Source organism: uncultured Roseibium sp., assembly GCF_947499295.1.
Taxonomy (GTDB): domain Bacteria; phylum Pseudomonadota; class Alphaproteobacteria; order Rhizobiales; family Stappiaceae; genus Roseibium.
Genome location: NZ_CANMNP010000010.1, coordinates 195,824 through 216,942, shown reverse-complemented (window position 1 = coordinate 216,942; position 21,119 = coordinate 195,824). Strand labels below are relative to the sequence as shown.

Sequence of the window (21,119 nt, the reverse complement as noted above, 5' to 3'; positions counted from 1 at the left end):
TGAAGGAATGGCCATGGTGCGCGGTCTTGATCACGTCGTCGTCGCAGTAAAGGATCTAGATGCGGCCGGTCGCGCTTATTCCGAGCTTGGCTTCACGGTAACACCTGAGAACAGACACCCTTGGGGAACAGCAAATCGACTGATTCAGTTTGATGGCTTTTTTATCGAGCTATTAAGTGTGGCTGACGCGAACCTCATTGCGGAGCCTGCCGGAAAACAGTTTTCCTTCGGCGCTTTCAATCGGGACTTTTTGGCGTGCGGGGAAGGGGCCAGCATGCTGGTCCTGGAAAGCAAAGGTGCTTCTGAAGACCGTGAGGCGTTTTTGAAGTCCGGGCTGGACGTCTATGAACCGTTTTCCTTTGAACGGACAGCGCATCTGAGAGATGGATCCACGACATCTGTTGCCTTCGATTTGACGATTTTGAATAATCCGCTCTCTCCGCAGATCGGTTATTTTACGTGTTTCAACAAGTACCCCGAGAATTTCTGGAAACCCGATTTTCAGACCCATTCAAATGGTGCGAGGGCAGTGCAAACCGTCTATATGCTTGCCGAAGATCCGTCGGATCACCATGAATTTCTGGGGGCTTTCACAGGACAGCGTGAGATGCGGGCCACCAGTCTTGGACTGGAACTCGAAACGCCTCGTGGAAAGGTATTCGTGCTTAGCCCAGCAGGCTACAGATCGCTTCTTGGAGAGGCCGCTGCAAACGCCGTTGCGGGTGATCTGCCGATTCTGGCGGCTTTGGAAATCGAATGTGAAGGCTTAAACACGACCAGGATCGTTCCTGCCAACGAACTTTTCGGTCTCACTATCGTCCTCACTCCGGCCAAAGAACGCACGTAAAGCCTCTTGATGTCTTGTCAGTAGCGCACATGCGCAGTTCTCAGAGTTGAAAAAGTAACTTATTTTGTCGCCCGCCCGGTCAGGTGCGGGCAGAATAATCTCTTGTTGAATCAACAAGTCCTTTTATAGTGAAGTTCAATCGTGCGCCTCGGCCTCAAGGGTCTGACAGCGGAGCTTCATGAATGTCCATTTTTCACTTTTCCTCTTTTCACCGTTCAATTGTAATTGCCGGAGTATCTGCCGTATTTCTGGCTGCTTGCTCGGACAGCTCTCAACAGACGGAAGCATCCGCGCCACCGCCGCCCGCGGTGACTGTTGCAAAGGTCACGTCACAGGATGTTCGCGATAGTGCGCGATTTGTCGGACAAATCGAAGCTGTCGACCAGGTGGATCTGATTGCACGGGTCAGTGGATTTCTGGAGGACAAAGCTGTCCCGGACGGTTCCGTTGTGAAACAGGACGATCTGCTTTTCACGATCGAAAAAGCGCAATATGAAGCAGAACTGACAAAGGCAAAAGCTGATGTCGCGAGCGCAAAGGCTGATTCGGCCCTGAAGGCGGCCGATGAAAAGCGCGACAAGGATTTGCTGGAAAAAGGACACGTCTCTGAAGCCGCTTATGAGGCAACACTCGCGCAAAAGCAGCAGGCCGAAGCTTCTGTCGAGGCTGCTCAATCCGCTCTTCAGCAGGCTGAACTCAACCTGAGCTATACCGATGTGTCTGCACCGTTTCCCGGCCAAATCGGTAAATCGACCTACAGCGTTGGGGAAGTCGTTGGTCCGAGCACACAGCCGCTCGCAAAGCTTATCCGGCTTGCGCCTGTCTATGTAAATTTCTCGGTTTCAGAAACGCAGTATCTGGACGCGGTGAAAACACATGGCATCAAACCGGCAGACATCAGTCCGGAAGAGTCACCCGACATCAATCTGATTCTCCCGAATGGGGAGGCATACGGAGAGAAGGGCAAAATTGTCTATATCGACAATCAGGTAGATCCAACCACGGGCACAATATCCTTTAGAGGCCAATTCCAAAACAAGGATGTGCGCCTGTTGGCGGGTACCTATGTCACCGTTGTGCTGGAGGCTCCCAAAACTGAAACCGCGCTTGTTGTCCCGCAAGCTGCCATTCAGCGCGACCAGCAGGGAGCTTTTGCGCTCGCGGTTACCTCCGACAAGAAGGTCGAGCAAAAATATGTCGAGCTCGGACAGCAAATCGAAACGAATTTTGTGGTGACCAAAGGACTGGCGGAAGGCGATGAGGTTATTATCGAAGGCTTGCAGAAAGTCAGGCCTGGTGTCGAAGTAACCCCCGATCTTGCAGCCAAGCCGGCGGAGCAAAGCTAAATGTTTTCAAAATTTTTCATCTACCGGCCAAAATTTGCGCTGGTTATTTCTATTGTGATTACGATCGCAGGGATCCTGGGTTACCTGGCGCTTCCTGTTGAGCAGTTTCCAAATATTACGCCGCCTGTCGTCAACGTATCTGCAACTTATACCGGAGCGAACGCTGAAGTTCTGGAAGAAACAGTAGCTGCTCCGATTGAGGGGCAGGTCAATGGCGTCGACGACATGATCTACATGCAGTCGACGAGCAATGACAGCGGCAACTATTCTTTGAACGTGACATTTAATGTCGGAACGGATCCTGACATTGCGACGGTCAATACCCAGAACCGTGTGAGCCAGGCGACCAGCCAGCTGCCGAGTGAAGTCACCGCCAATGGCGTGACGGTCCAAAAGGCCAGCACCAACATGCTTCTGGTTGTCACGCTTTATTCGCCGAAAGGCACCTATGACGAAGTTTTTCTGTCGAACTATGCCTCGATCAACCTGAAGGATGCGCTCGCGCGCGTTCAGGGTGTTGGCCGCGCCGATGTCATGACCGATTTCGCTTACGGCATGCGGATCTGGCTCGATCCGGATAAGCTGACAAGTCTTGGAATGACTCCGACGGACTTTATCAACGCGGTTCGTGATCAGAACATTCAGGTTGCCGCGGGCCAGATCGGGGCACCGCCGGTCCCTGATGGACAACAGTTTCAGTACACAATCAAAGCCAAGGGCCGGTTGTCGACACCCGAAGAGTTTGAAGAGATTGTACTTCGAACCGGAAGTGATGGGGCCACAGTCACGATTGGTGATGTCGCCCGGGTCGAGCTCGGTGCGCAGTTTTATAATGCATCCGGCGAATTCAACGGACAGCCGTCAACCGTCCTAGCGATCTACCAGGCCCCAGGCGCAAACGCCTTGCAGGTGGCCGAGGATGTCTTGAAACGTCTGGACAGCCTGTCGGAGACGTTTCCTCCCGACATGGCCTATGGCGTGCCGTTCAACACTACCGACTTTGTTCAGGCATCGCTGGATGACGTGATTGCAACGCTCTTCCTGACCTTTCTGCTGGTTGTCTCGGTCGTGTTTGTGTTCCTTGGCAATTGGCGGGCCACGATCATTCCCACCGTCGCCATCCCGGTCTCGTTGATCGGAACGTTTGCTGTCCTGCTTGCACTCGGCATGTCACTCAATACCATTTCGCTTTTTGCTCTCGTCCTAGCGATTGGTATCGTGGTCGATGATGCGATCGTCGTTGTTGAGAACGTGGAACGCATCATTGCAGATGAAGGATTGCCGCCCAAAGAAGCAACTGCGAAAGCCATGGAACAGATCACCAGTCCGGTGATAGCCACCACTTTGGTTCTGCTTGCTGTTTTTGTGCCGACAATCTTCATGCCGGGCATTACTGGGCGGCTCTATTCGCAGTTTGCGGTGACGATTTCCGTGTCGGTGGTGATCTCCTCAATCAACGCCTTGACCCTGTCTCCAGCGCTTTGCGGCCTAATCCTAAAAGCGCGTTCTGGCCCGCCGCGCGGCATCATGGGAATGTTTGATCGCGGCATTACATCGATCAGGGATGGCTATACCGCAGTCGTGCGCAGACTTGTACGCGTTGCATTTGTCGGCGTTGCAATTGTTGCCGGTGTCATAGCTGTGATTGTGACACTCGGTGGGACTTTGCCTCAGGGCTTTCTGCCTTCCGAGGACCAGGGTTATCTCATGGTCGACGTGCAGTTGCCTGACGGTGCCTCGCTCCAGAGGACCGAGAGCGTCACAGAGCGTGTTGTCGAGCTGACTTCAAACACCCCTGGTGTTGAGAACGTTGTTATTGTGAACGGGTTTTCTATTCTGAACGGTGCCACTTCTTCGAATGCGGCGCTTGTGATTGCAACAATGAGCAATTGGGAAGACCGCCAGCAGCCGGACCTCAAGATCGATGCGATCCTTGGAAAGTTCTGGGCGGAGTTTTCAACAATCCCGGGCGCAAATATCATTGCCTTCAACCCGCCGCCAATTCCCGGCCTTGGCACAACAGGTGGCGTCCAATTGATGCTGCAACAGACAGCGGACGGAACTCCGCAGGATCTCGCGTCAGCAGTGGGCTCCATGGTCTACTCTGCCAACCAAAGTGCAGAGATCGCACGTGCCTATTCGACCTTCAGGGCGAACGTTCCTCAGGTGTTTGTTGACCTGGACCGGCAGAAGGCCAAGACCCTCGGGGTCAACGTCTCCGATGTCTTTACGACCTTGCAGGCCTATCTTGGCTCCTACTATATCAACGATTTCAACATATTCGGCCGTGTTTACAAGGTTATGATTCAGGCTGAGGGACAGTTTCGGGATCGTGTTGAAGACATTGGCGCTCTCTATGTCCGCACCGACGATGGAACGATGGTGCCAATGCGCAGCATCCTGACCACTGAGAACGTCCTCGGACCGCAGATCCTGACACGATACAATATGTTCCGCTCGGCTGCCGTAATGGCTGACCCGGCCCCCGGTGCATCGACGGGCGTCGTCATCAACGAGGTACAGACAGCCGCACAGGAAGCCTTGCCGCCCGGGTATACCTACGAGTGGACGGGCACTGCACTTCAGCAGCTGGGGTCGGGCAACATCGTGATGTTCATTCTCATGTTGTCGGTGCTTTTCACCTATTTGTTCCTGGTTGCTCAGTACGAGAGCTGGACCATGCCGGTCGCTATTTTGATGTCTGTTTCGTTTGCAATTCTGGGTGCCCTGGTTGCGGTTTTTGTGACGGGGGGGGATGTCAATCTCTATACACAGATCGGAATGATCATGCTCGTGGGCATGGGGGCCAAGAACGCGATTCTGATTGTCGAGTTTGCTATGGAACAGCGTGACAGCGGCAAAGGTATTCGCGACGCGGCTGTTGAAGCAGCGCACTTGCGTTTCCGCGCCGTCATGATGACCGCATTGTCATTCCTGCTGGGCGTTGTACCGTTGATGACAGCTTCGAGCGCCGGTGCAGCCAGTCAGAAAGCTATTGGCTTTGCCGTATTCGGAGGCATGCTGTTCGCAACCTCGATTGGTGTTCTCCTGATCCCAATTCTTTATGTGAGCCTTCAGACGCTCCGCGAGAAGGTGAAAGGCCTTTTAGGTGGCGAAACGCACATTCAGAAAGAAAACCCGGCCGGTTAGGGCCGAATTTCAGCTTTCTTGCTTATCGAAGTCTTAAGCAGCCAATACCTGGAAATGACCTAGCAAATGGGTCGGTTCTTAAGGGTTATTGAGAGTGGTGAGGGCCGGCGCTTCTTAAAGGGTCGGCTCTTTTTCATTTGCGTTCAACAAACCGCAAAAGGCATCGCGTCAGCGTTCAATCGCCACGCAGCTAAATCTCGCTCAAGATTTTGGATGGATCGCTAAGCCTTTGGAAATATTGGTGAGCCGACAGGGGTTCGAACCCTGGACCTACTGATTAAAAGTCAGTTGCTCTACCAGCTGAGCTATCGGCTCTCACCAATTTCCGGTGCAACAACACGGTTTGCTATGGTCGCCACCGCGTTGGTGGCGTGTGTTTAGGCCGACAAAGAGGACATTGCAAGAGGCAATTTCGATTTTTTCAACAGCCTCGAAAAAAACATAACGAATGCTGTTTGAACGCTGAATAAACGCTCATGAGAACTCAAGCGTGAAAGAAAATTCAAATAAAAAAATCGATTAGTAGCGATGAAAAATTGAATATACAGCTATTCATTTCAAATACATTTTAAATGCTAATCAAATAGATTCAAATTTAAGAAAATAATGATCATTCTCCTGCAAAAACTGTCAGGTGGCGCAATAAAGCTTTGTAGGGTAACGTCTTTGGGCACTTGAGAGGTTACATGCAATCAACAACGATGGACACACACACGAGCTCGGTGGAGTTCGATTTCGTGAAAGGGCACATCGCGGCAACGATGACCCTCATTCACGGACTGATTGATCAGGGCTTGATAGACAGGCAACAGCTGGATGCGTTTTTCGCATCCTTCGTGGGTGATCTTCCACATAGCCGTGAGACGCTGGGTTTGAGACTGATACTTGATCAGTGGCGCCAGGGTTTGAGGGACGGTGCCGATCAGGAGACCCTGGAAGGACAGCTGTTCGAAGTCATAAACGGAGGGAAGGCAAACTAGACGTGTGGATATGACCGGCCTTGGGTTGGGGGCCGGAGCATGTTCATTCAGGCAGAAGTCTGAGTTCAAAAAGGCGCTTGAGCGCCTTTTTTGTTGTCTGTCACAAACTGCTTCTGTCCAGCGGAACCAGGCAAGGTGAACTGGTCAGAAATCTTTTGATTTGGTATTCGTTGCCCGGCAATACGGTGCGAGCATGTCGAGGAGATGGGTTTATTTTTTTTATTTCTTCAAAATCTGGGTCAGGAACGGGATTCCGGTCATCTTGTCTTGCCGTTGTTACACTCGCGCTTGCTTTAAGCACGGCCACTAGCTCCGCCTTGAGCGACGATCAGTATTTCGTCACGATCGGTACGGCCGGAGTAACCGGGGTCTACTACCCTTCTGGTGGAGCGACTTGCAGGATTGTCAATCTGGACCGACATGATCATGGTGTCAGGTGCTCGGCTGAAACCACGCTTGGGTCTATCTCCAACATTGATCAGTTGAGGGAAGGGAACCTTGATTTTGGCTACGTTCAATCGGATTGGGCACACCACGCCTATCACGGGAGTTCCATCTTCGCGTCATCGGTACCTTTCGATGATCTCCGGACCGTTTTCTCGCTGCATCCGGAAGTCGCCACTGTCGTTGTGAAGCGAAGTTCAGGGTACGAGAAGTTCGATGATCTAAAGGGCGCCCGGATCAATGTCGGAAGCAGCGGATCCGGTTCCGCAGCTTCCTGGTCTGCCATTATTCGCAGGATCGGTTGGACAGATGAAGACCAAGGTAATCTTTCAAACCTGAAGACATCCCAATTGGCCGACGCGCTCTGCTCTGACACCATCGATGCATATTTCGTACTTATCGGTCATCCGGCAGCGTTGATTGAAGAAACGCAGCAGCAATGCGGCGTCAGGCTGCTCGGTATTGAGAGTTCTGCAGTCGATGCGATCCTTCAACAGTCTCCATATTACAGAAGGGCCGACATACCTGCTGATACCTATGGCAATGACACTGCGATCGAATCGTTCGGCGTTGTTGCGACCTTTATGACATCGGCAAAGATGCCAGATGAAATCGTCGGAACTCTTGTGAAGGCGGTTTACGAGAACTTTGAAGGATTCAAGGAGTTGCACCCGGCACTTGGTACCTTGAGTTCTGGCGATATGACTGACTTTGGCGCAGCAGCACCGCTACATCCTGGCGCATTGCGCTTTTTTCAGGAACAGGGCTTATTGCCTTGAGAATTGACATCGGCTGACTGAGATGAGGCACCTCGCTAAAAGGTGAGCGGCTTTTGTCTTTTTGCAAGCCGTCAGTGCAGTTAAACAGGTTTGTAGACAACAACCCGGCTACGGTCGGACCTCAATCCAAACTAAGCCGGAAATTTAGATGATCCAGGATGTGACAATTGTTGGCGCCGCATTGGCAGGTGTCCTGTCATTCGTCTCTCCATGCGTGCTGCCTCTGGTGCCTCCTTATCTCGGTTTTCTTGCTGGCGTTTCGCTTGAAGAACTCACAGGCGAGGACGACGACAAGCATGCTGCTACCCGCCGCGTATTCTTCAGTGCTTTGATTTTCGTGCTGGGGTTCTCAACCGTCTTTGTCTTGCTCGGTGCAACGGCAAGTTTTCTTGGCCAGTTCATCCGGGCCTATCTTGACTATCTCGGGTACATCGCTGGCGTTGCGATCATCATCATGGGTCTCCACTTTCTCGGGGTGTTTCGAATAGGTCTTCTTTATCGAGAAGCGCGAGTCCACGTCGACAGGAAGCCCGCAGGCCCGTTGGGCGCTTATGTCATCGGCCTTGCTTTCGGATTTGGCTGGACGCCGTGTGTCGGTCCGATCCTTGCTGCGATCCTGTTTGTGGCAGGCACTGAGGATACCGTCGGTCAAGGTGCGCTTCTGCTGAGTGCTTATGCGGTCGGGCTGGGCGTTCCGTTTCTGATTGCAGCCCTTTTCGCGGGTCCGTTCCTGAATTTCATGAAACGTTTCCGCAAGCACATGGGGGCGGTGGAAAAAACCATGGGTGGTGTGCTTGTTTTGACCGGGGTGCTGTTTTTGACCGGGCAAATGGCCGTATTCTCATATTGGCTGCTGGAGACATTTCCAGCGTTCCAGTACATTGGATAGCAAGGCAAAGCATTGGAACTGAGTTAGCGGAGCCGTCAAACCGAAACCGGTGCTTGCCGAAGCACAAAGCACACCTGCAGTCTTTAGAATGCGGTGTCCCTGAATTCAGCCGCAGCAATCAAGGGTTCGCCTGCATAAAGGGCAGGGTGGCACAGGCTGGTCACGTCCAGCAGATGCAGGCAGGCAACAGCTGCATCGGCAGCATTTCCAAAAGGTCCGACGAGAAGGGCGATACCACCCTCAGTGCCTTGCCTGTTCATGAGAAGCGGGCGAAGATCACGCATGCGTTCTTCGTTCTGTTCCTTGAAATCGGCCCAGGCCTTGGCAGCAGAAGCGATGTTTCTGTAGTGACCGATCACGGCCCCAAAATCACTGCGTTTGATCTGATTTTCTCCACCTCCACGCAACCGTCCCGCTGCACTGGAGGGAGATATGACCGCGGGTTTGGCTCGAGTTTGGGTCGGGTTTGCGTCGAATGGCTCAGCCGGAGGCGCTGTTTGCTCCGGCAGTGTGTCAACGGTTTGCGCTGGTATTGAACCCGTCACGATTGGGTCAGGGCCGACCCGAGGCAATTGCACGATTCGTACAGGTTCCTGGTTTGCTTCATCTGTGACAAATTCGCCGGGCGTGTTGCCTTTTGGGGTGTAGATGGCGATTCTACGCGGCGGGACGTTTTTCTGTGTAGCGTCCCGTTTGTTCCCGGCCAACATTTCTATTCCGGTATTTGTTTGTTGGGTGACACTCGGATTGTCTGCGGCCGCTGTCTGGGACGCAATTGAGTTTTGCTGGTCAGGTTTCGCTCTGGTAATCACCACACCCGGTGCGGGTTCAATGCTTACGTCACCTCGGGTTATTGGGTTTGCTGCGTCCGACAGCTTTGCGACCGCCACCTGCTTCTCCAGAGCCGCTATTCGGCGAGAATAGGCCACATTCTGTTCGGTCAATGCACTGAGCCTTCGGCGCAGCCCGACAATTTCGCGTTGAAGAACTTCAATCTGGCTTTGGTTCAGATTGACCGCATCAAAATCCAGTCTGTTGTGCGGTACTTGCAGGATTTCGACGGGGATGCGTCCAGTTGCAGGGGTCGACGCAGTCGTCTCGATATCACCCGCGGGCGGCAAAACCAGGCCGGAAGTTACCAGTGAACCCGAAGAACGATTTGGAGTGTCGCCACCGAATTGGTAGGACGCAACTCCAATTGTTCCCATGATAACCGCAATAAAAGCCCAGGAAAGCAGCCCAACACGAGAAGGCGTGAAGGTTTCACGGATGGTATCCCTGAGTGTTTTTTGTTCCTGAGGCTTTGCCAATTACCCGGTTTCCCGATCGCGAATATCGAATCTCACAGAAGATAGCGTATCAGGTGCTAATTATGGTTAACGGACGGCAAACGGAAATGGGGCTTAAGTCAGATCTTTCAATGTTCTGTGGATCGGGGCATATAAAGACCGATTCCACCTGATCGACACATGCTTTCGAAAATGGAACTTCCATGACAACGCGCAGCTGCCTTTCAATTGTCCTTGCCGCCGGCCTTGGTACACGCATGAAGTCCGATCTGCCAAAAGTGATGCATGAGATCGGCGGCCTGCCGATGGTTGGACATGTCTTGAAGGTGTTGAAACAAGCCGGCTCGGACAGAATTTCGGTGGTCACCGGCCCTGACATGCCGCAGCTTGAGGAGCTCGTTTACCGACTTGCGCCGACAGCGCGTTGTTATGTTCAACATGACAGGCTTGGAACGGCACATGCTGCCTTATCGGCAAAGCCTGCATTGGAGATCGAGGCCGACGATGTAGTGGTCGTATTCGGCGACACACCACTGGTGACAGCTTCGACGATCATGAAAGTCCGTCAGGCTCTGCAATCAGGCGCAGATGTCGCCGTTCTCGGCTTCAGGTCTGCAAATCCATTTGGATATGGCCGTTTGCTCATCAAAGACGGGCAGTTGACTGCCATTCGCGAGGAAAAGGACGCGAGTGAGGAAGAGCGAAAGATCACGGTATGTAACTCAGGCATAATGGGTTTTGCAGGTCAGCATGCCTTGGCTCTGATGGAAGCTATCGGAAACGAAAATGCAAAAAACGAGTTTTACCTCACAGACGCGGTTGAAGTTGCAAACGCGCGCGGTTTGAAAGTTGTGGCGGTGACTGGTTCAGAAACAGAAACACAAGGGATCAACACGCGTCTTCAACTAGCATCTTGCGAAGCCGACTTTCAGAAGAGAATGCGCATGGACGCGCTCGAAAAGGGGTGCACGCTCGTTGCGCCACACACAGTGTTCTTTTCACACGACACGAACCTCGAACCTGGGGTCACGGTGGAACAGAATGTCGTTTTTGCCGCCGGTGTAAAAGTGGCGAAAGGCGCGAAAATCAGGGCATTCAGTCATCTGGAAGGTGCCACCGTGGGAGCTGACAGCATTGTCGGGCCCTATGCTCGCCTGCGTCCCGGAGCTGTGCTTGGATCAGATACGCGTGTCGGAAATTTTGTTGAAGTGAAGAACGCAACATTCGGTTCCGGCGCAAAGGCAAATCACCTCAGTTACATCGGGGATGCCAGTGTCGGATCAAAGTCAAATATAGGCGCTGGTACAATAACGTGTAACTACGATGGTTACCTCAAACACAGAACCGAAGTTGGTGCTGGCAGTTTTGTCGGATCCAACTCAACACTTGTTGCACCAATCAAACTCGGTAACGGAGCTTTTGTGTCGGCTGGAAGCGTGATCACCAACGATGTTTCGAGAGATTCGCTTGTCTTTGGACGGTCGAAGCAAATCGAGAAGACCGGACGAGCGAAGAAGCTTCGAGAAAAATTGCAGGCTGAGAAGGACTCAAAAGCCTGACGTTTTCCAGGCTTTGGGCAAAATCTTGTCACGTTCTGAAACAGGGTTTGATTTCAGTCCCCAAGGCTCTGTCGTCTAAAGCAATGCGATCAGACAAATCAGGTTTTTAAGGCATTCTTCATGTGTGGCATTGTCGGCGTTTTGGGTAATATTGAAGCTGCTCCCAGGATCATTGATTCCCTGAAAAGGCTTGAATATCGCGGCTATGATTCTGCCGGTGTGGCGACGCTGGTCGATGGCAAGATCGTGCGGCGCCGTGCAGAAGGAAAGCTGCGCAATTTGGAAAGCTCTCTCGAAAACGCGCCTCTTTCTGGTACGTCCGGGATAGGGCACACGCGTTGGGCAACACATGGAGCGCCAACCGTCTCAAATGCTCATCCCCATCAGGCAGGTTCTGTCACCGTTGTGCACAATGGCATTATTGAAAACTATCTTGACTTGCGGGACGAAATAGTTAGCGCCGGAGCCATTCTGGATACTGAAACCGACACGGAAGTCGTCGCCCACCTTATCAATATTGCAATGGCGAAAGGACTGTCTCCCCAAGACGCCGTTGCTGGCGTGCTGCCAAGATTGAAGGGAGCCTTTGCCCTCGCACTTCTTTTTGAAGATGAAGGGGACCTTATGATTGGCGCGCGCAAAGGATCGCCATTGGCCATTGGCCATGGTGATGGGGAAATGTTTTTAGGGTCTGACGCGATTGCGCTTTCACCCTTCACAGATCGCATCACCTATCTGGAAGAGGGTGACTGGGCGGTTGTGACCCGTTCCGGTGCCGAGATTTATGACCAGGACAATCATAAAGTTGTTCGCCCTGAAGCCAGGTCTTCAGTGACGTCTAGTCTTATGGAAAAGGGCAATTACAAGCATTTTATGGCTAAGGAAATTCACGAACAGCCAGAAGTGCTTGGTCACACATTGTCTCGGTACTTTGATTATTCCGCAAACGCGGCGAAAGTTGACGGTTCGCAAGCACTCAATTTCAAGGATCTTTCCAGGCTTATTGTTACGGCTTGCGGGACCGCATATCTGGCTGGACTTGTTGCCAAATACTGGTTTGAGAAATACGCACGTCTTCCAGTCGAAATCGATATCGCGAGTGAGTTTCGATACCGGGAAACGCCCGTTGGTGCGATGGATACGGCGCTCTTCATCTCGCAATCCGGTGAAACGGCCGATACGTTGGCATCGCTGCGTTATTGCAAAGAGCACGGGGCCGCAATCGGTGCAATCGTCAATGTTCCTGAAAGCACGATCGCGCGTGAAGCTGACATAGTTTTCCCGACAATCGCAGGTCCGGAAATTGGCGTGGCGTCGACAAAGGCCTTCACCTGCCAACTTGCAGTTCTTGCCGCGCTCGCACTTCAGGCTGGCCGTGAGCGAGGGGTGCTTTCAGCCGAACGTGAACGTTCACTTGTTGCTGAACTGACGGAGGTGCCAAGCCTGGCACTGAAGGCGCTTGGTTTGGAAGCCGATATTGAAAAGCTCTCGCAACCTCTGTCGAAAGCCAACAACGCGCTCTATCTCGGCCGGGCCACAAATTTCCCTCTTGCGCTGGAAGGCGCGCTCAAACTCAAGGAGCTTTCGTATATCCACGCTGAAGGCTACGCGGCAGGTGAATTGAAGCATGGACCGATCGCGTTGATCGACGAGAATATGCCTGTCTTCGTCATTGCTCCTTATGACGGAATTTACGAGAAAACGGTCTCCAACATGCAGGAAGTTGCCGCGCGGGGCGGCAATATTGTGCTTCTTACAGACCAACGCGGCGCACGGGAATGCGGGAACGCGGCGCAGAACACTGTAGTCCTTCCGGATATGTCGGATATTGTTGCACCAATCATTTATGCCTTGCCTGTTCAGCTAATTGCCTATCACACCGCGGTTTTCATGGGTACGGATGTCGACCAACCTCGAAACCTCGCAAAATCTGTGACCGTGGAATAGCCAATGTCTTCATCTCAAGAACCAAAAATAACCCATTTCGAGGAGCGTTTTCGGCAAGAGGTCATCAGCCTTTGGGAGAAGTGCGGGCTGACGAGGGCCTGGAATGATCCCGACAAAGATATCGACCGGAAGCTGTCTGACCGGAACGGCGCATTTTTCGTGATGCTTTTGGGTGATCAGGTCATCGGTTCCGTGATGGCCAGTTACGATGGTCATCGAGGCTCAATCTACTACCTAAGCGTGGAACCGGGTCATCAATCCTCTGGTCTCGGCAAATTGCTGATGGAACATTGCGAAGCGTTTTTGGAAGCACTTGGATGCCCGAAAATCAATCTGTTCGTGCGCCAGGGAAACGAGCATGTCCTGAAGTTTTATGAGAAACTTGGATATATAGAAGATAAGGCAGTTCCGCTCGGAAAGCGGCTCATTCCAGACAATTGATTTCATTCATGCTTCTGACTGCTCTTCAACCTGCTGTGGTTTTGGACCCGAAGGTCGGCTTAGCACATAGGCCGCGCAACCGATCATGAAGAGGCCGACCAGGATTGCCAGCCAGGCCGATGGCTGGGCGGTGTAGAAAAACATGCCATAGCCAAAACTCATGCCTGCAACGGCAATCGCCTTGGATTTACGGCCTATAGCGCCATGTTCCCGCCAGGCAACCACCGGCGGGCCGAAAACCGGATGTCTTAAGATCCTGGTTTCAAGCGCGGGAGAGGACCGTGCAAAACAGGCAGCCGCAAGAATAAAGAAGATCGTGCTTGGCAGGAGCGGCAGAAATGCACCGACAATTCCGAGGCCAACACAACCGGTTCCCAAAAGTTTGAACGTGGCTCGCCGCAACGCTGCCTCCGAATTCGGCAATTTTGGCGTATATCGCCGAAAAATAAATCAAGCGAAGCATACCGCCTTGCGATAATGATGCTTATCTAAGTGACGTCACACGGAATGGCGAGCACAAAAGGAAAGTCAGTCGGTTTTATTCATGACCAGGCACAAAGATAATTCAGATGATCCGCACAAGATAGGTCATAGACCAGGTGCGGCAACTCGCCTGCGAAACTACTTCCTGACAGGCCTGGTTATTACAGGACCGATTGGTATCACGCTATGGTTGACCTGGACCTTCATCAAATGGGTCGACGGCTGGGTAAAGCCGTTTGTGCCCAGGATCTACAATCCTGAAACATATCTGCCGTTTCCTGTTCCCGGGTTTGGCCTCATTGTTGCGATTTTCGTCTTGACTATTGTTGGCTTTCTGGCTGCCAATTTTCTCGGGCGCAGTTTGATCTCAGTTGGTGAAAGTCTGCTGGGCCGAATGCCGTTGGTTCGCAATATTTACAGCGGGTTAAAGCAAATTTTTGAGACAGTACTTGATGAGCGTGGAAATAGTTTTACCAAGGCGGCCTTGATCGAATATCCACGTAAGGGACTATGGGCGATCGCGTTTATTTCCACGGAAACCAAGGGTGAAGTTGAAAGGCGGTTGAAAGGCAAGGCCGACACAATGTCAGTCTTCTTGCCGACAACGCCCAATCCGACGTCCGGTTTTCTGCTTTTCGTTCCAAAGGAAGACATTGTCGAGCTGTCCATGAGTGTCGAGGAGGCCGCCAAACTGGTGATATCAGCCGGTCTTGTCAGCCCCGACTATCCTGAAATTCTGGAAGACGTCATTGCAGACCCTGAAAAGTTGAAGCAGATCCGGGAACGGGAGGATGCCTGACTAGCCGGCTCTCAAAAGCCGGATTGCCGCGTCCCTTCCAAAAAGGTAGAGCAGGGCACGCAGGGCTTGGCCACGCGTGGTCTCAAGCTCGGGATCCATTTCAAGAATTAGTCTCGCGTCGTCTCGAGCAACTTCCATCAAATCTGCATGCTCGTCAGCTCTGGCGATCCGGAAGCCAGGCGTTCCGGATTGCCTTGTGCCGAGGATTTCTCCACCACCGCGTAGCTTCAGGTCTTCTTCAGCGATTAGGAAACCATCGTTGGTTTCCCGCATGATGTTGAGCCGTGCACCTGCGGTTTCACCGAGCGGACCTTTATAGAGAAGTACACATGAGGAGGCTTTGTCTCCGCGGCCGACGCGACCTCTGAGCTGGTGCAATTGAGCAAGCCCGAAACGCTCGGCATGTTCAATGACGATAATCGTGGCATCGGGGACATCGACCCCAACCTCTATGACAGTGGTTGCCACGAGTATTTTGGTTGCACCGGATTTGAAATCCGTCATTGCAGCGTCTTTCTCATCCGCTGTCATGCGGCCGTGGACGAGCGACACGCGTTGATTCAGAAAATCCTCTAGAACACGGTGCCTGTCTTCTACGGCAGCCAGGTCGATTTTCTCGGATTCTTCAACAAGCGGACAGACCCAATAGACTTTTTGGCCTTCAGACACAGCAGCGCCGACGCGGCCAATGATTTCATCAAGGCGATCCAGAGAGACAGACACGGTTTTGACCGGTTTTCGGCCTGCTGGTTTGTCCGTCAACCTTGAGACATCCATGTCACCGAAGCCGGTGAGCACGAGAGTTCTCGGAATGGGGGTCGCGGTCATGACGAGTACATCTACGCCTTGGCCCTTGGCTGACAGGGCTAGTCGCTGATGAACTCCAAAGCGGTGCTGTTCATCAACCACGACCATTCCAAGGTCTTTGAAGGTAACGTTACCCTGGAAAAGGGCATGGGTGCCGACAACAAGATCGATTTCTCCCCGGTCCAGTTGTTCCTGTCTCAGACGTCTTTCTTTCTGACTGTCCTTGCCGGTCATCAGTGCAAGTCGGATCCCGGATTTCTCACACAATGGGGCCATTGAACTGAGATGCTGCCGTGCTAGGATTTCAGTTGGCGCCATGAGAGCACCTTGCGCACCCGTTTCGATAACCTGAGCCAAAGCTGCCAAGGCCACTACAGTCTTGCCGGCACCGACATCACCTTGAAGGAGACGAAGCATTCTTATGGGTTCTGAAAGGTCGGCGTTGATTTCCTTGATAGCCTGTTCCTGGCTGTCGGTTAGTCGGAAAGGCAAAGAACCAATGACGGCGGCCTGCAATCTTCCTTTTGGCATTCGCGAGACGCCGCCGAGCGTACGCATGTGCTTGCGAACCATAGCGAGCGCGAGCTGGCTGGCCAGAAGCTCGTCATAGGCAAGCCTTTGCACATAAGCTGACTGCGGGTCCAGATCCTGCCGCTCTTCAGGTGCGTGAAGAGCCCTGAGCGCATCATTAAAGTCCGGCCAGCCGGTTTTTTGCAAATAGGCTTGGTCAAGCCATTCTGGCAGGTGCGGGACCTTGTCTGTTGCGGCCTTCATTGCTTTTTGAAGCGTTTTCGCGGCGACCCCGGCTGTTAAGGGATAGACTGGCTCAATGGGAGGCATTTGTTCGGCTTCGTCAGGTGCCAGAGAATAGTCGGGGTGGACCATCTGTGGCTTGTCCTGAAACCACTCGACTTTTCCGGATACGATCCGTCTTTCGCCTTCGGGATAGTTCTTTTCCAACCAGTCTCTTCGGGGATGAAAGAAGACGAAGCTGATTTGCCCTGTCGCGTCGAATGCTGTGATCTTGTATGGCGCCTTGGAATGACGGGGCGGTGCTGCATGCCTGCCGATAGTGACGTCCAGCGTAACGATATCTCCATTTTCGGAATAGGCGATTCCGGGCCTGTGGCGTCTGTCTATCAAGCTGTGAGGTATGTGAAACAGGAGGTCTGCAACGGTCGCATCGCGATCCGGCTGTGATCCGACCAATCCGGACAAAAGCTTTGCGATTTTCGGTCCGATGCCAGGCAATGTGGAAACTGGTGCAAATAGTGGGTCGAGAACCGGAGGGCGCATTTTATTGGTCAAATACCTCGTTTGCAGTCGGTCTTTTCGCGACCTGACGACTGTTCTGGCATGAAGGGCGACTGTTTCGCAACAAATAGAACATTCTGAGAACTCAGGCGCTGACAAGTCGCCCCACCAACGTTATATATCCGCGACCAATTTCTTCAGCCCGATGCAATCCAGCAGATCTGCGATGCAACACGGTCCGCAGCACGGATCATTATCTTGAAGGCCAGCCATGACAGATGCTTCCAGTACTCCCGGATCTCAGAGCCCTGCGAAAGGTGTAGTCAGAGATGCCCGCCGCAAGAAGGTTCTATTTCGCTGTTGGCACCGCGGTATGAAAGAGATGGATCTGCTACTCGGAGGCTTTGCGGACGCTGAGATAGACGGTCTCAACGAAAAAGAAATGCTGGAACTGGAACATTTGCTTACTGCACATGATCAAGACCTCTACGCCTGGATGACTGGTCGCAAACCTCTGCCTCAGGAGTGGGATGGGCCACTTTATCGCCGAATAATCGCTTATCACGAAAAAGCCGGTCCGGCCGGCTTTTCGAAATAGACTTCTAAGGACAAATGCTGTGTTTGACAGCCTTCTGAAAGACCGGGCCAATGTCACGTTGGCCGGTGTACCCGACGGCGCTGAAAGCTATGCGCTTGCAAAGCTCCTTTCCGAGTGTGAAACCGAAGGACTTTCGCTTGTCTTTGTCGCGCGTGACGCAACACGCATGGCAATGGTCAGTGAGGCGTTGGCCTTCTTTGACCCTTCAGCAAATATCGTTCAGTTGCCCGCATGGGATTGCCTGCCTTACGATCGCGTCTCACCAAATACAGCCATCAGTGCCAGGCGTTTGCTCGCATTGGGTCAGCTCGCACACGGTATTCAGACCAGGCAGAAAACGATCCTGCTCACGACGCTCAATGCTGCTCTCCAGCGTGTGCCGGAGCGTTCGTTCATGGCCGAACAAACCTTTTCAATGGCACCAGGAAATCAGGTCGACATGTCCGCGATTTCCAATTGGCTGGAGATGAATGGGTTTTCGCGTACGCCAACAGTGCGGGAAACAGGTGAATACGCAGTCCGAGGCGGAATTGTAGACTTGTTTGCGCCGGGTTCAGAAGAGCCGGTTCGCCTTGATTTCTTTGGAGATACGCTTGAATCCATTCGATCCTTCAATGCTGAAACACAACGCACGTCCAAACAGCTAAAGCGCCTAGACCTTGTGCCAATGAGCGAGGTTGTCTTGTCGGACGAGGCGATTTCACGGTTCAGGAAATCGTATTTGGCAAGCTTTGGCGCAGCCAGTCGCGAAGATGTTCTTTACCAGTCGATCAGTGACGGCAGGCGTTATGCCGGTATGGAACATTGGTTGCCGCTGTTCCACGACAGTCTTGAAACGATTTTCTACTATGTCGGGGATGCTCCCATTGTACTTGACACCAACACTGCCGATGCGGTGCGTGAACGGGCCGAACAGATCAGCGAACACTATAGAGCCCGTCAGGAAGCGCGTGAGATGGGGGCGGGTGCAGGAACCGTACCCTATATGCCTATCGAACCAAACCGCCTCTATATTTCAGAACAAGACTGGACCACTGCCATCGCCGACAGGGCGAGCGCCGCGCTGGATGCATTTACGCCGCCACCGGGAAGCGGCAAAACGGTCATTGCGCTTGGCGGCAGGCAAGGTCGCAGCTTTGCCGCAGAGCGGGCCGCCGGAGATGTAAACATCTTCGATGCACTCACAGCTCATGTGCGGGAGTTGCAGGCCTCTGGAAAGCGCACGGTTATTGCCTGCTGGTCGGATGGCTCTCGTGACCGCCTCGGACAGATCCTGGCTGACCATGGACTTGGTTCCGTTCAGGAAGTCGATTCTTTCGAACAGACACAATCTCTGCAAGCGAAGACTTCAGCGCTCTGCGTTCTTGGTATTGAGCATGGCTTCGAGCTTCAGAACATCGCCTTTATCGGCGAACAGGACATTCTTGGCGACCGTCTGGTGCGTAAATCACGCCGAAAAGCCAAGGGTGCCAATGTCATTACAGAAGCAACCGGCCTTTCTGAAGGTGACCTTGTCGTTCACGTCGAGCATGGCATAGGTCGCTTCATCGGTCTGAAAACCATTGAAGCCGTTGGCGCTCCACACGATTGTCTCGAACTGAAATATGCGGGTGGAGACAAACTTTATTTGCCGGTTGAAAACATCGAGCTGTTGTCTCGATACGGCTCGGAGGACCAGGATGCACAACTGGACAAGCTGGGTGGAGGAGCCTGGCAGGCCCGTAAGGCAAAACTCAAGAAACGCATCCTCGAAATTGCCGATGGATTGATCAAGACGGCGGCACAGCGCGCTTTGAAAACAGCACCAGTCGTCGAAACGCCGGAAGGCGTCTACGACGAATTTGCAACGCGCTTTCCCTACGAGGAAACCGACGACCAGTTGACGGCAATCGACTCCGTGTTTGAGGACCTTTCTTCTGGCCGACCGATGGACCGGCTTGTTTGCGGCGACGTTGGATTTGGAAAAACAGAGGTTGCTCTGCGGGCAGCCTTTATTGCAGCCATGTCAGGGCGCCAGGTTGCAGTTGTGGTGCCAACCACGTTGTTGGCACGCCAACACTTCAAGACCTTCACGGATCGCTTCCATGGTTTGCCGATCAATGTCGCTCACGCGTCGCGACTCGTACCAACCCGTCAGCTGACACAAACAAAAAAGGGGCTTGCAGACGGTTCGATAGATATTGTCGTCGGAACGCATGCGTTGCTCGGTAAATCCGTTCAATTCCGTGACCTCGGGTTGCTCGTCATCGATGAAGAGCAGCATTTCGGTGTGAAGCACAAGGAGCGGCTAAAAGAATTGAAATCGGATGTCCACGTTCTCACGCTTTCTGCGACGCCGATTCCGAGAACTTTGCAGCTTGCATTGACAGGTGTTCGGGAACTTTCCCTCATCGCAACACCGCCTGTTGACCGATTGGCGGTGAGAACATTTGTTTCCCCCTATGACCCTCTGGTGGTTCGCGAAGCCTTATTGCGTGAGCACTATCGGGGCGGGCAGAGCTTTTATGTCTGTCCGCGTTTGTCCGACCTTGCAGAGCGCATGGCCTTTATGGAAGAGCAAGTTCCTGAACTGAAGGTTGCGGTCGCTCACGGTCAAATGCCGTCCGGCGAACTGGAAGACGTCATGAATGCCTTCTATGAGGGCAAGTACAATGTGCTTCTGTCGACAACGATTGTGGAATCTGGCCTCGATATTCCAACAGCGAATACGCTGATCGTGCACAGAGCCGACATGTTCGGACTTTCACAGCTTTACCAGCTGCGCGGCCGCGTCGGCAGATCCAAAACGCGTGCCTATGCGCTTTTCACTGTGCCTGCAAACAAGACGTTGACTGCGACGGCTGAGCGGCGGCTCAAGGTGCTTCAATCTCTGGAGACGCTTGGAGCCGGTTTCCAGTTGGCCAGCCACGATCTGGACATTCGCGGGGCAGGGAATCTGTTGGGAGAAGAGCAATCGGGTCACGTCAAGGAGGTCGGATTTGAACTTTACCAGCAGATGCTGGAAGAAGCCGTGGCGCAATTGAAAGACGGCGGCGCTGATTTTGGTGACGAACAATGGTCTCCTCAGATCAACATCGGTACACCCGTTCTTATTCCCGAAGATTATGTCGCCGACCTTCAGCTCCGTCTGCAGCTCTATCGCCGACTTGGCGATGTAACCGAAGCGGAAGAAATCGATGCGTTTGGTGCTGAAATGATCGACCGGTTCGGACCGTTGCCGGACGAAGTTCAACACCTTCTCAAGATTGTTTTCATCAAAGGGCTTTGCCGTAAGGCCAATGTCGAGAAAGTCGATGCGGGACCAAAGGGCATAGTTGTCAGTTTCCGCAATTCCGAGTTCGCAAATCCACCAGGTCTCGTGTCTTACATTGCTGAACAGGGTGTCCTGGCCAAAATCCGTCCCGATCAGAAAATTGTGCTCACACGGGAATGGGAAAACACGGATACCCGTCTGAAGGGAACAGCGACTGTCTTAACCAAACTTGCGCGCCTGGCTGCTGCGTGAAC

The 21,119-nt window shown here is 52.9% G+C and carries 15 protein-coding genes and 1 tRNA gene; 12 read left to right on the top strand and 4 right to left on the bottom strand.

Features of this window, described 5'->3' with window-relative positions; translation table 11 throughout:
• Positions 1 to 13 precede the first annotated feature (13 nt).
• From Q0835_RS16995 to Q0835_RS16985, 3 genes are all read left to right on the top strand, one after another.
• Positions 14 to 847, top strand: coding sequence for a VOC family protein (locus Q0835_RS16995; RefSeq protein WP_298963203.1), 834 nt, complete (start codon positions 14 to 16; stop codon positions 845 to 847).
• A gap of 182 nt (positions 848 to 1,029) precedes the next feature.
• Positions 1,030 to 2,193, top strand: coding sequence for an efflux RND transporter periplasmic adaptor subunit (locus tag Q0835_RS16990; RefSeq protein WP_298963200.1), 1,164 nt, complete (start codon positions 1,030 to 1,032; stop codon positions 2,191 to 2,193).
• A complete protein-coding gene (locus Q0835_RS16985) occupies positions 2,194 to 5,343 on the top strand; it encodes a multidrug efflux RND transporter permease subunit (RefSeq protein WP_298963198.1) in 3,150 nt (1,049 codons plus the stop codon). It begins immediately after the preceding gene.
• Between the two features lie 239 nt (positions 5,344 to 5,582).
• On the opposite strand, the gene Q0835_RS16980 is transcribed toward Q0835_RS16985, so the two are convergent.
• Positions 5,583 to 5,658 (bottom strand) — tRNA-Lys (locus Q0835_RS16980).
• Between the two features lie 371 nt (positions 5,659 to 6,029).
• Between Q0835_RS16980 and Q0835_RS16975 the strand changes: the two genes are divergently transcribed.
• The 3 genes from Q0835_RS16975 to Q0835_RS16965 all read left to right on the top strand — a co-directional run bounded on the left by Q0835_RS16975 (position 6,030) and on the right by Q0835_RS16965 (position 8,435).
• On the top strand, positions 6,030 to 6,323 hold the full coding sequence (locus Q0835_RS16975) for a hypothetical protein (protein WP_152501642.1): 294 nt from the start codon (positions 6,030 to 6,032) through the stop codon (positions 6,321 to 6,323).
• A 185-nt stretch (positions 6,324 to 6,508) separates the two neighbouring features.
• Positions 6,509 to 7,546: a TAXI family TRAP transporter solute-binding subunit gene (locus Q0835_RS16970; protein WP_298963195.1), complete on the top strand. Its 1,038-nt coding sequence runs from the start codon at positions 6,509 to 6,511 to the stop codon at positions 7,544 to 7,546.
• A 148-nt stretch (positions 7,547 to 7,694) separates the two neighbouring features.
• Positions 7,695 to 8,435: a cytochrome c biogenesis CcdA family protein gene (locus tag Q0835_RS16965; RefSeq protein WP_298821931.1), complete on the top strand. Its 741-nt coding sequence runs from the start codon at positions 7,695 to 7,697 to the stop codon at positions 8,433 to 8,435.
• 83 nt (positions 8,436 to 8,518) lie between these two features.
• Here the strand turns inward: Q0835_RS16965 and Q0835_RS16960 are convergent, their stop codons facing one another.
• Positions 8,519 to 9,745, bottom strand: a complete 1,227-nt coding sequence (locus Q0835_RS16960; protein WP_298963192.1) for a hypothetical protein — start codon at positions 9,743 to 9,745, stop codon at positions 8,519 to 8,521.
• Positions 9,746 to 9,927: 182 nt separating this feature from the next.
• Between Q0835_RS16960 and glmU the strand changes: the two genes are divergently transcribed.
• The 3 genes from glmU to Q0835_RS16945 all read left to right on the top strand — a co-directional run bounded on the left by glmU (position 9,928) and on the right by Q0835_RS16945 (position 13,671).
• Positions 9,928 to 11,283 carry a bifunctional UDP-N-acetylglucosamine diphosphorylase/glucosamine-1-phosphate N-acetyltransferase GlmU gene (gene glmU / locus Q0835_RS16955; protein ID WP_298963189.1) on the top strand — a complete coding sequence of 452 codons (1,356 nt, stop codon included), beginning with the start codon at positions 9,928 to 9,930 and terminating at the stop codon, positions 11,281 to 11,283.
• Between the two features lie 120 nt (positions 11,284 to 11,403).
• The gene (glmS, locus tag Q0835_RS16950) at positions 11,404 to 13,230 is read left to right on the top strand and encodes a glutamine--fructose-6-phosphate transaminase (isomerizing) (protein WP_298963186.1); all 1,827 of its coding nucleotides are present in this window, start codon (positions 11,404 to 11,406) and stop codon (positions 13,228 to 13,230) included.
• A 3-nt stretch (positions 13,231 to 13,233) separates the two neighbouring features.
• Positions 13,234 to 13,671, top strand: coding sequence for a GNAT family acetyltransferase (locus tag Q0835_RS16945; RefSeq protein ID WP_298963184.1), 438 nt, complete (start codon positions 13,234 to 13,236; stop codon positions 13,669 to 13,671).
• A 6-nt stretch (positions 13,672 to 13,677) separates the two neighbouring features.
• On the opposite strand, the gene Q0835_RS16940 is transcribed toward Q0835_RS16945, so the two are convergent.
• Complete coding sequence (locus Q0835_RS16940) at positions 13,678 to 14,073, bottom strand: YbaN family protein (protein ID WP_298821926.1); 396 nt, start codon at positions 14,071 to 14,073, stop codon at positions 13,678 to 13,680.
• 142 nt (positions 14,074 to 14,215) lie between these two features.
• Here Q0835_RS16940 and Q0835_RS16935 point away from each other — a divergent pair, with 142 nt between their 5' ends.
• Positions 14,216 to 14,953: a DUF502 domain-containing protein gene (locus Q0835_RS16935; RefSeq protein ID WP_152501649.1), complete on the top strand. Its 738-nt coding sequence runs from the start codon at positions 14,216 to 14,218 to the stop codon at positions 14,951 to 14,953.
• On the opposite strand, the gene recG is transcribed toward Q0835_RS16935, so the two are convergent.
• Positions 14,954 to 17,056, bottom strand: coding sequence for an ATP-dependent DNA helicase RecG (gene recG / locus Q0835_RS16930; RefSeq protein ID WP_298963181.1), 2,103 nt, complete (start codon positions 17,054 to 17,056; stop codon positions 14,954 to 14,956). It lies immediately after the preceding gene.
• A gap of 229 nt (positions 17,057 to 17,285) precedes the next feature.
• Here recG and Q0835_RS16925 point away from each other — a divergent pair, with 229 nt between their 5' ends.
• Both Q0835_RS16925 and mfd read left to right on the top strand, forming a co-directional pair.
• Positions 17,286 to 17,612, top strand: coding sequence for a succinate dehydrogenase assembly factor 2 (locus Q0835_RS16925; protein ID WP_298963177.1), 327 nt, complete (start codon positions 17,286 to 17,288; stop codon positions 17,610 to 17,612).
• A 19-nt stretch (positions 17,613 to 17,631) separates the two neighbouring features.
• Positions 17,632 to 21,117: a transcription-repair coupling factor gene (gene mfd / locus Q0835_RS16920; RefSeq protein ID WP_298963174.1), complete on the top strand. Its 3,486-nt coding sequence runs from the start codon at positions 17,632 to 17,634 to the stop codon at positions 21,115 to 21,117.
• The last annotated feature ends 2 nt before the right edge of the window (positions 21,118 to 21,119 follow it).

What these genes read in the sequence shown, in the direction of transcription:
- glmU (WP_298963189.1), top strand. Translation starts at nt 9,928, where the DNA reads ATGACAACGCGCAGCTGCCTTTCAATTGTCCTTGCCGCCGGCCTTGGT.
- Q0835_RS16990 (WP_298963200.1), top strand. Translation starts at nt 1,030, where the DNA reads ATGTCCATTTTTCACTTTTCCTCTTTTCACCGTTCAATTGTAATTGCC.
- Q0835_RS16975 (WP_152501642.1), top strand. Translation starts at nt 6,030, where the DNA reads ATGCAATCAACAACGATGGACACACACACGAGCTCGGTGGAGTTCGAT.
- glmS (WP_298963186.1), top strand. Translation starts at nt 11,404, where the DNA reads ATGTGTGGCATTGTCGGCGTTTTGGGTAATATTGAAGCTGCTCCCAGG.
- Q0835_RS16925 (WP_298963177.1), top strand. Translation starts at nt 17,286, where the DNA reads ATGACAGATGCTTCCAGTACTCCCGGATCTCAGAGCCCTGCGAAAGGT.
- Q0835_RS16935 (WP_152501649.1), top strand. Translation starts at nt 14,216, where the DNA reads ATGACCAGGCACAAAGATAATTCAGATGATCCGCACAAGATAGGTCAT.
- Q0835_RS16995 (WP_298963203.1), top strand. Translation starts at nt 14, where the DNA reads ATGGTGCGCGGTCTTGATCACGTCGTCGTCGCAGTAAAGGATCTAGAT.
- Q0835_RS16945 (WP_298963184.1), top strand. Translation starts at nt 13,234, where the DNA reads ATGTCTTCATCTCAAGAACCAAAAATAACCCATTTCGAGGAGCGTTTT.
- Q0835_RS16965 (WP_298821931.1), top strand. Translation starts at nt 7,695, where the DNA reads ATGATCCAGGATGTGACAATTGTTGGCGCCGCATTGGCAGGTGTCCTG.
- recG (WP_298963181.1), bottom strand. Translation starts at nt 17,056, where the DNA reads ATGCGCCCTCCGGTTCTCGACCCACTATTTGCACCAGTTTCCACATTG.
- Q0835_RS16985 (WP_298963198.1), top strand. Translation starts at nt 2,194, where the DNA reads ATGTTTTCAAAATTTTTCATCTACCGGCCAAAATTTGCGCTGGTTATT.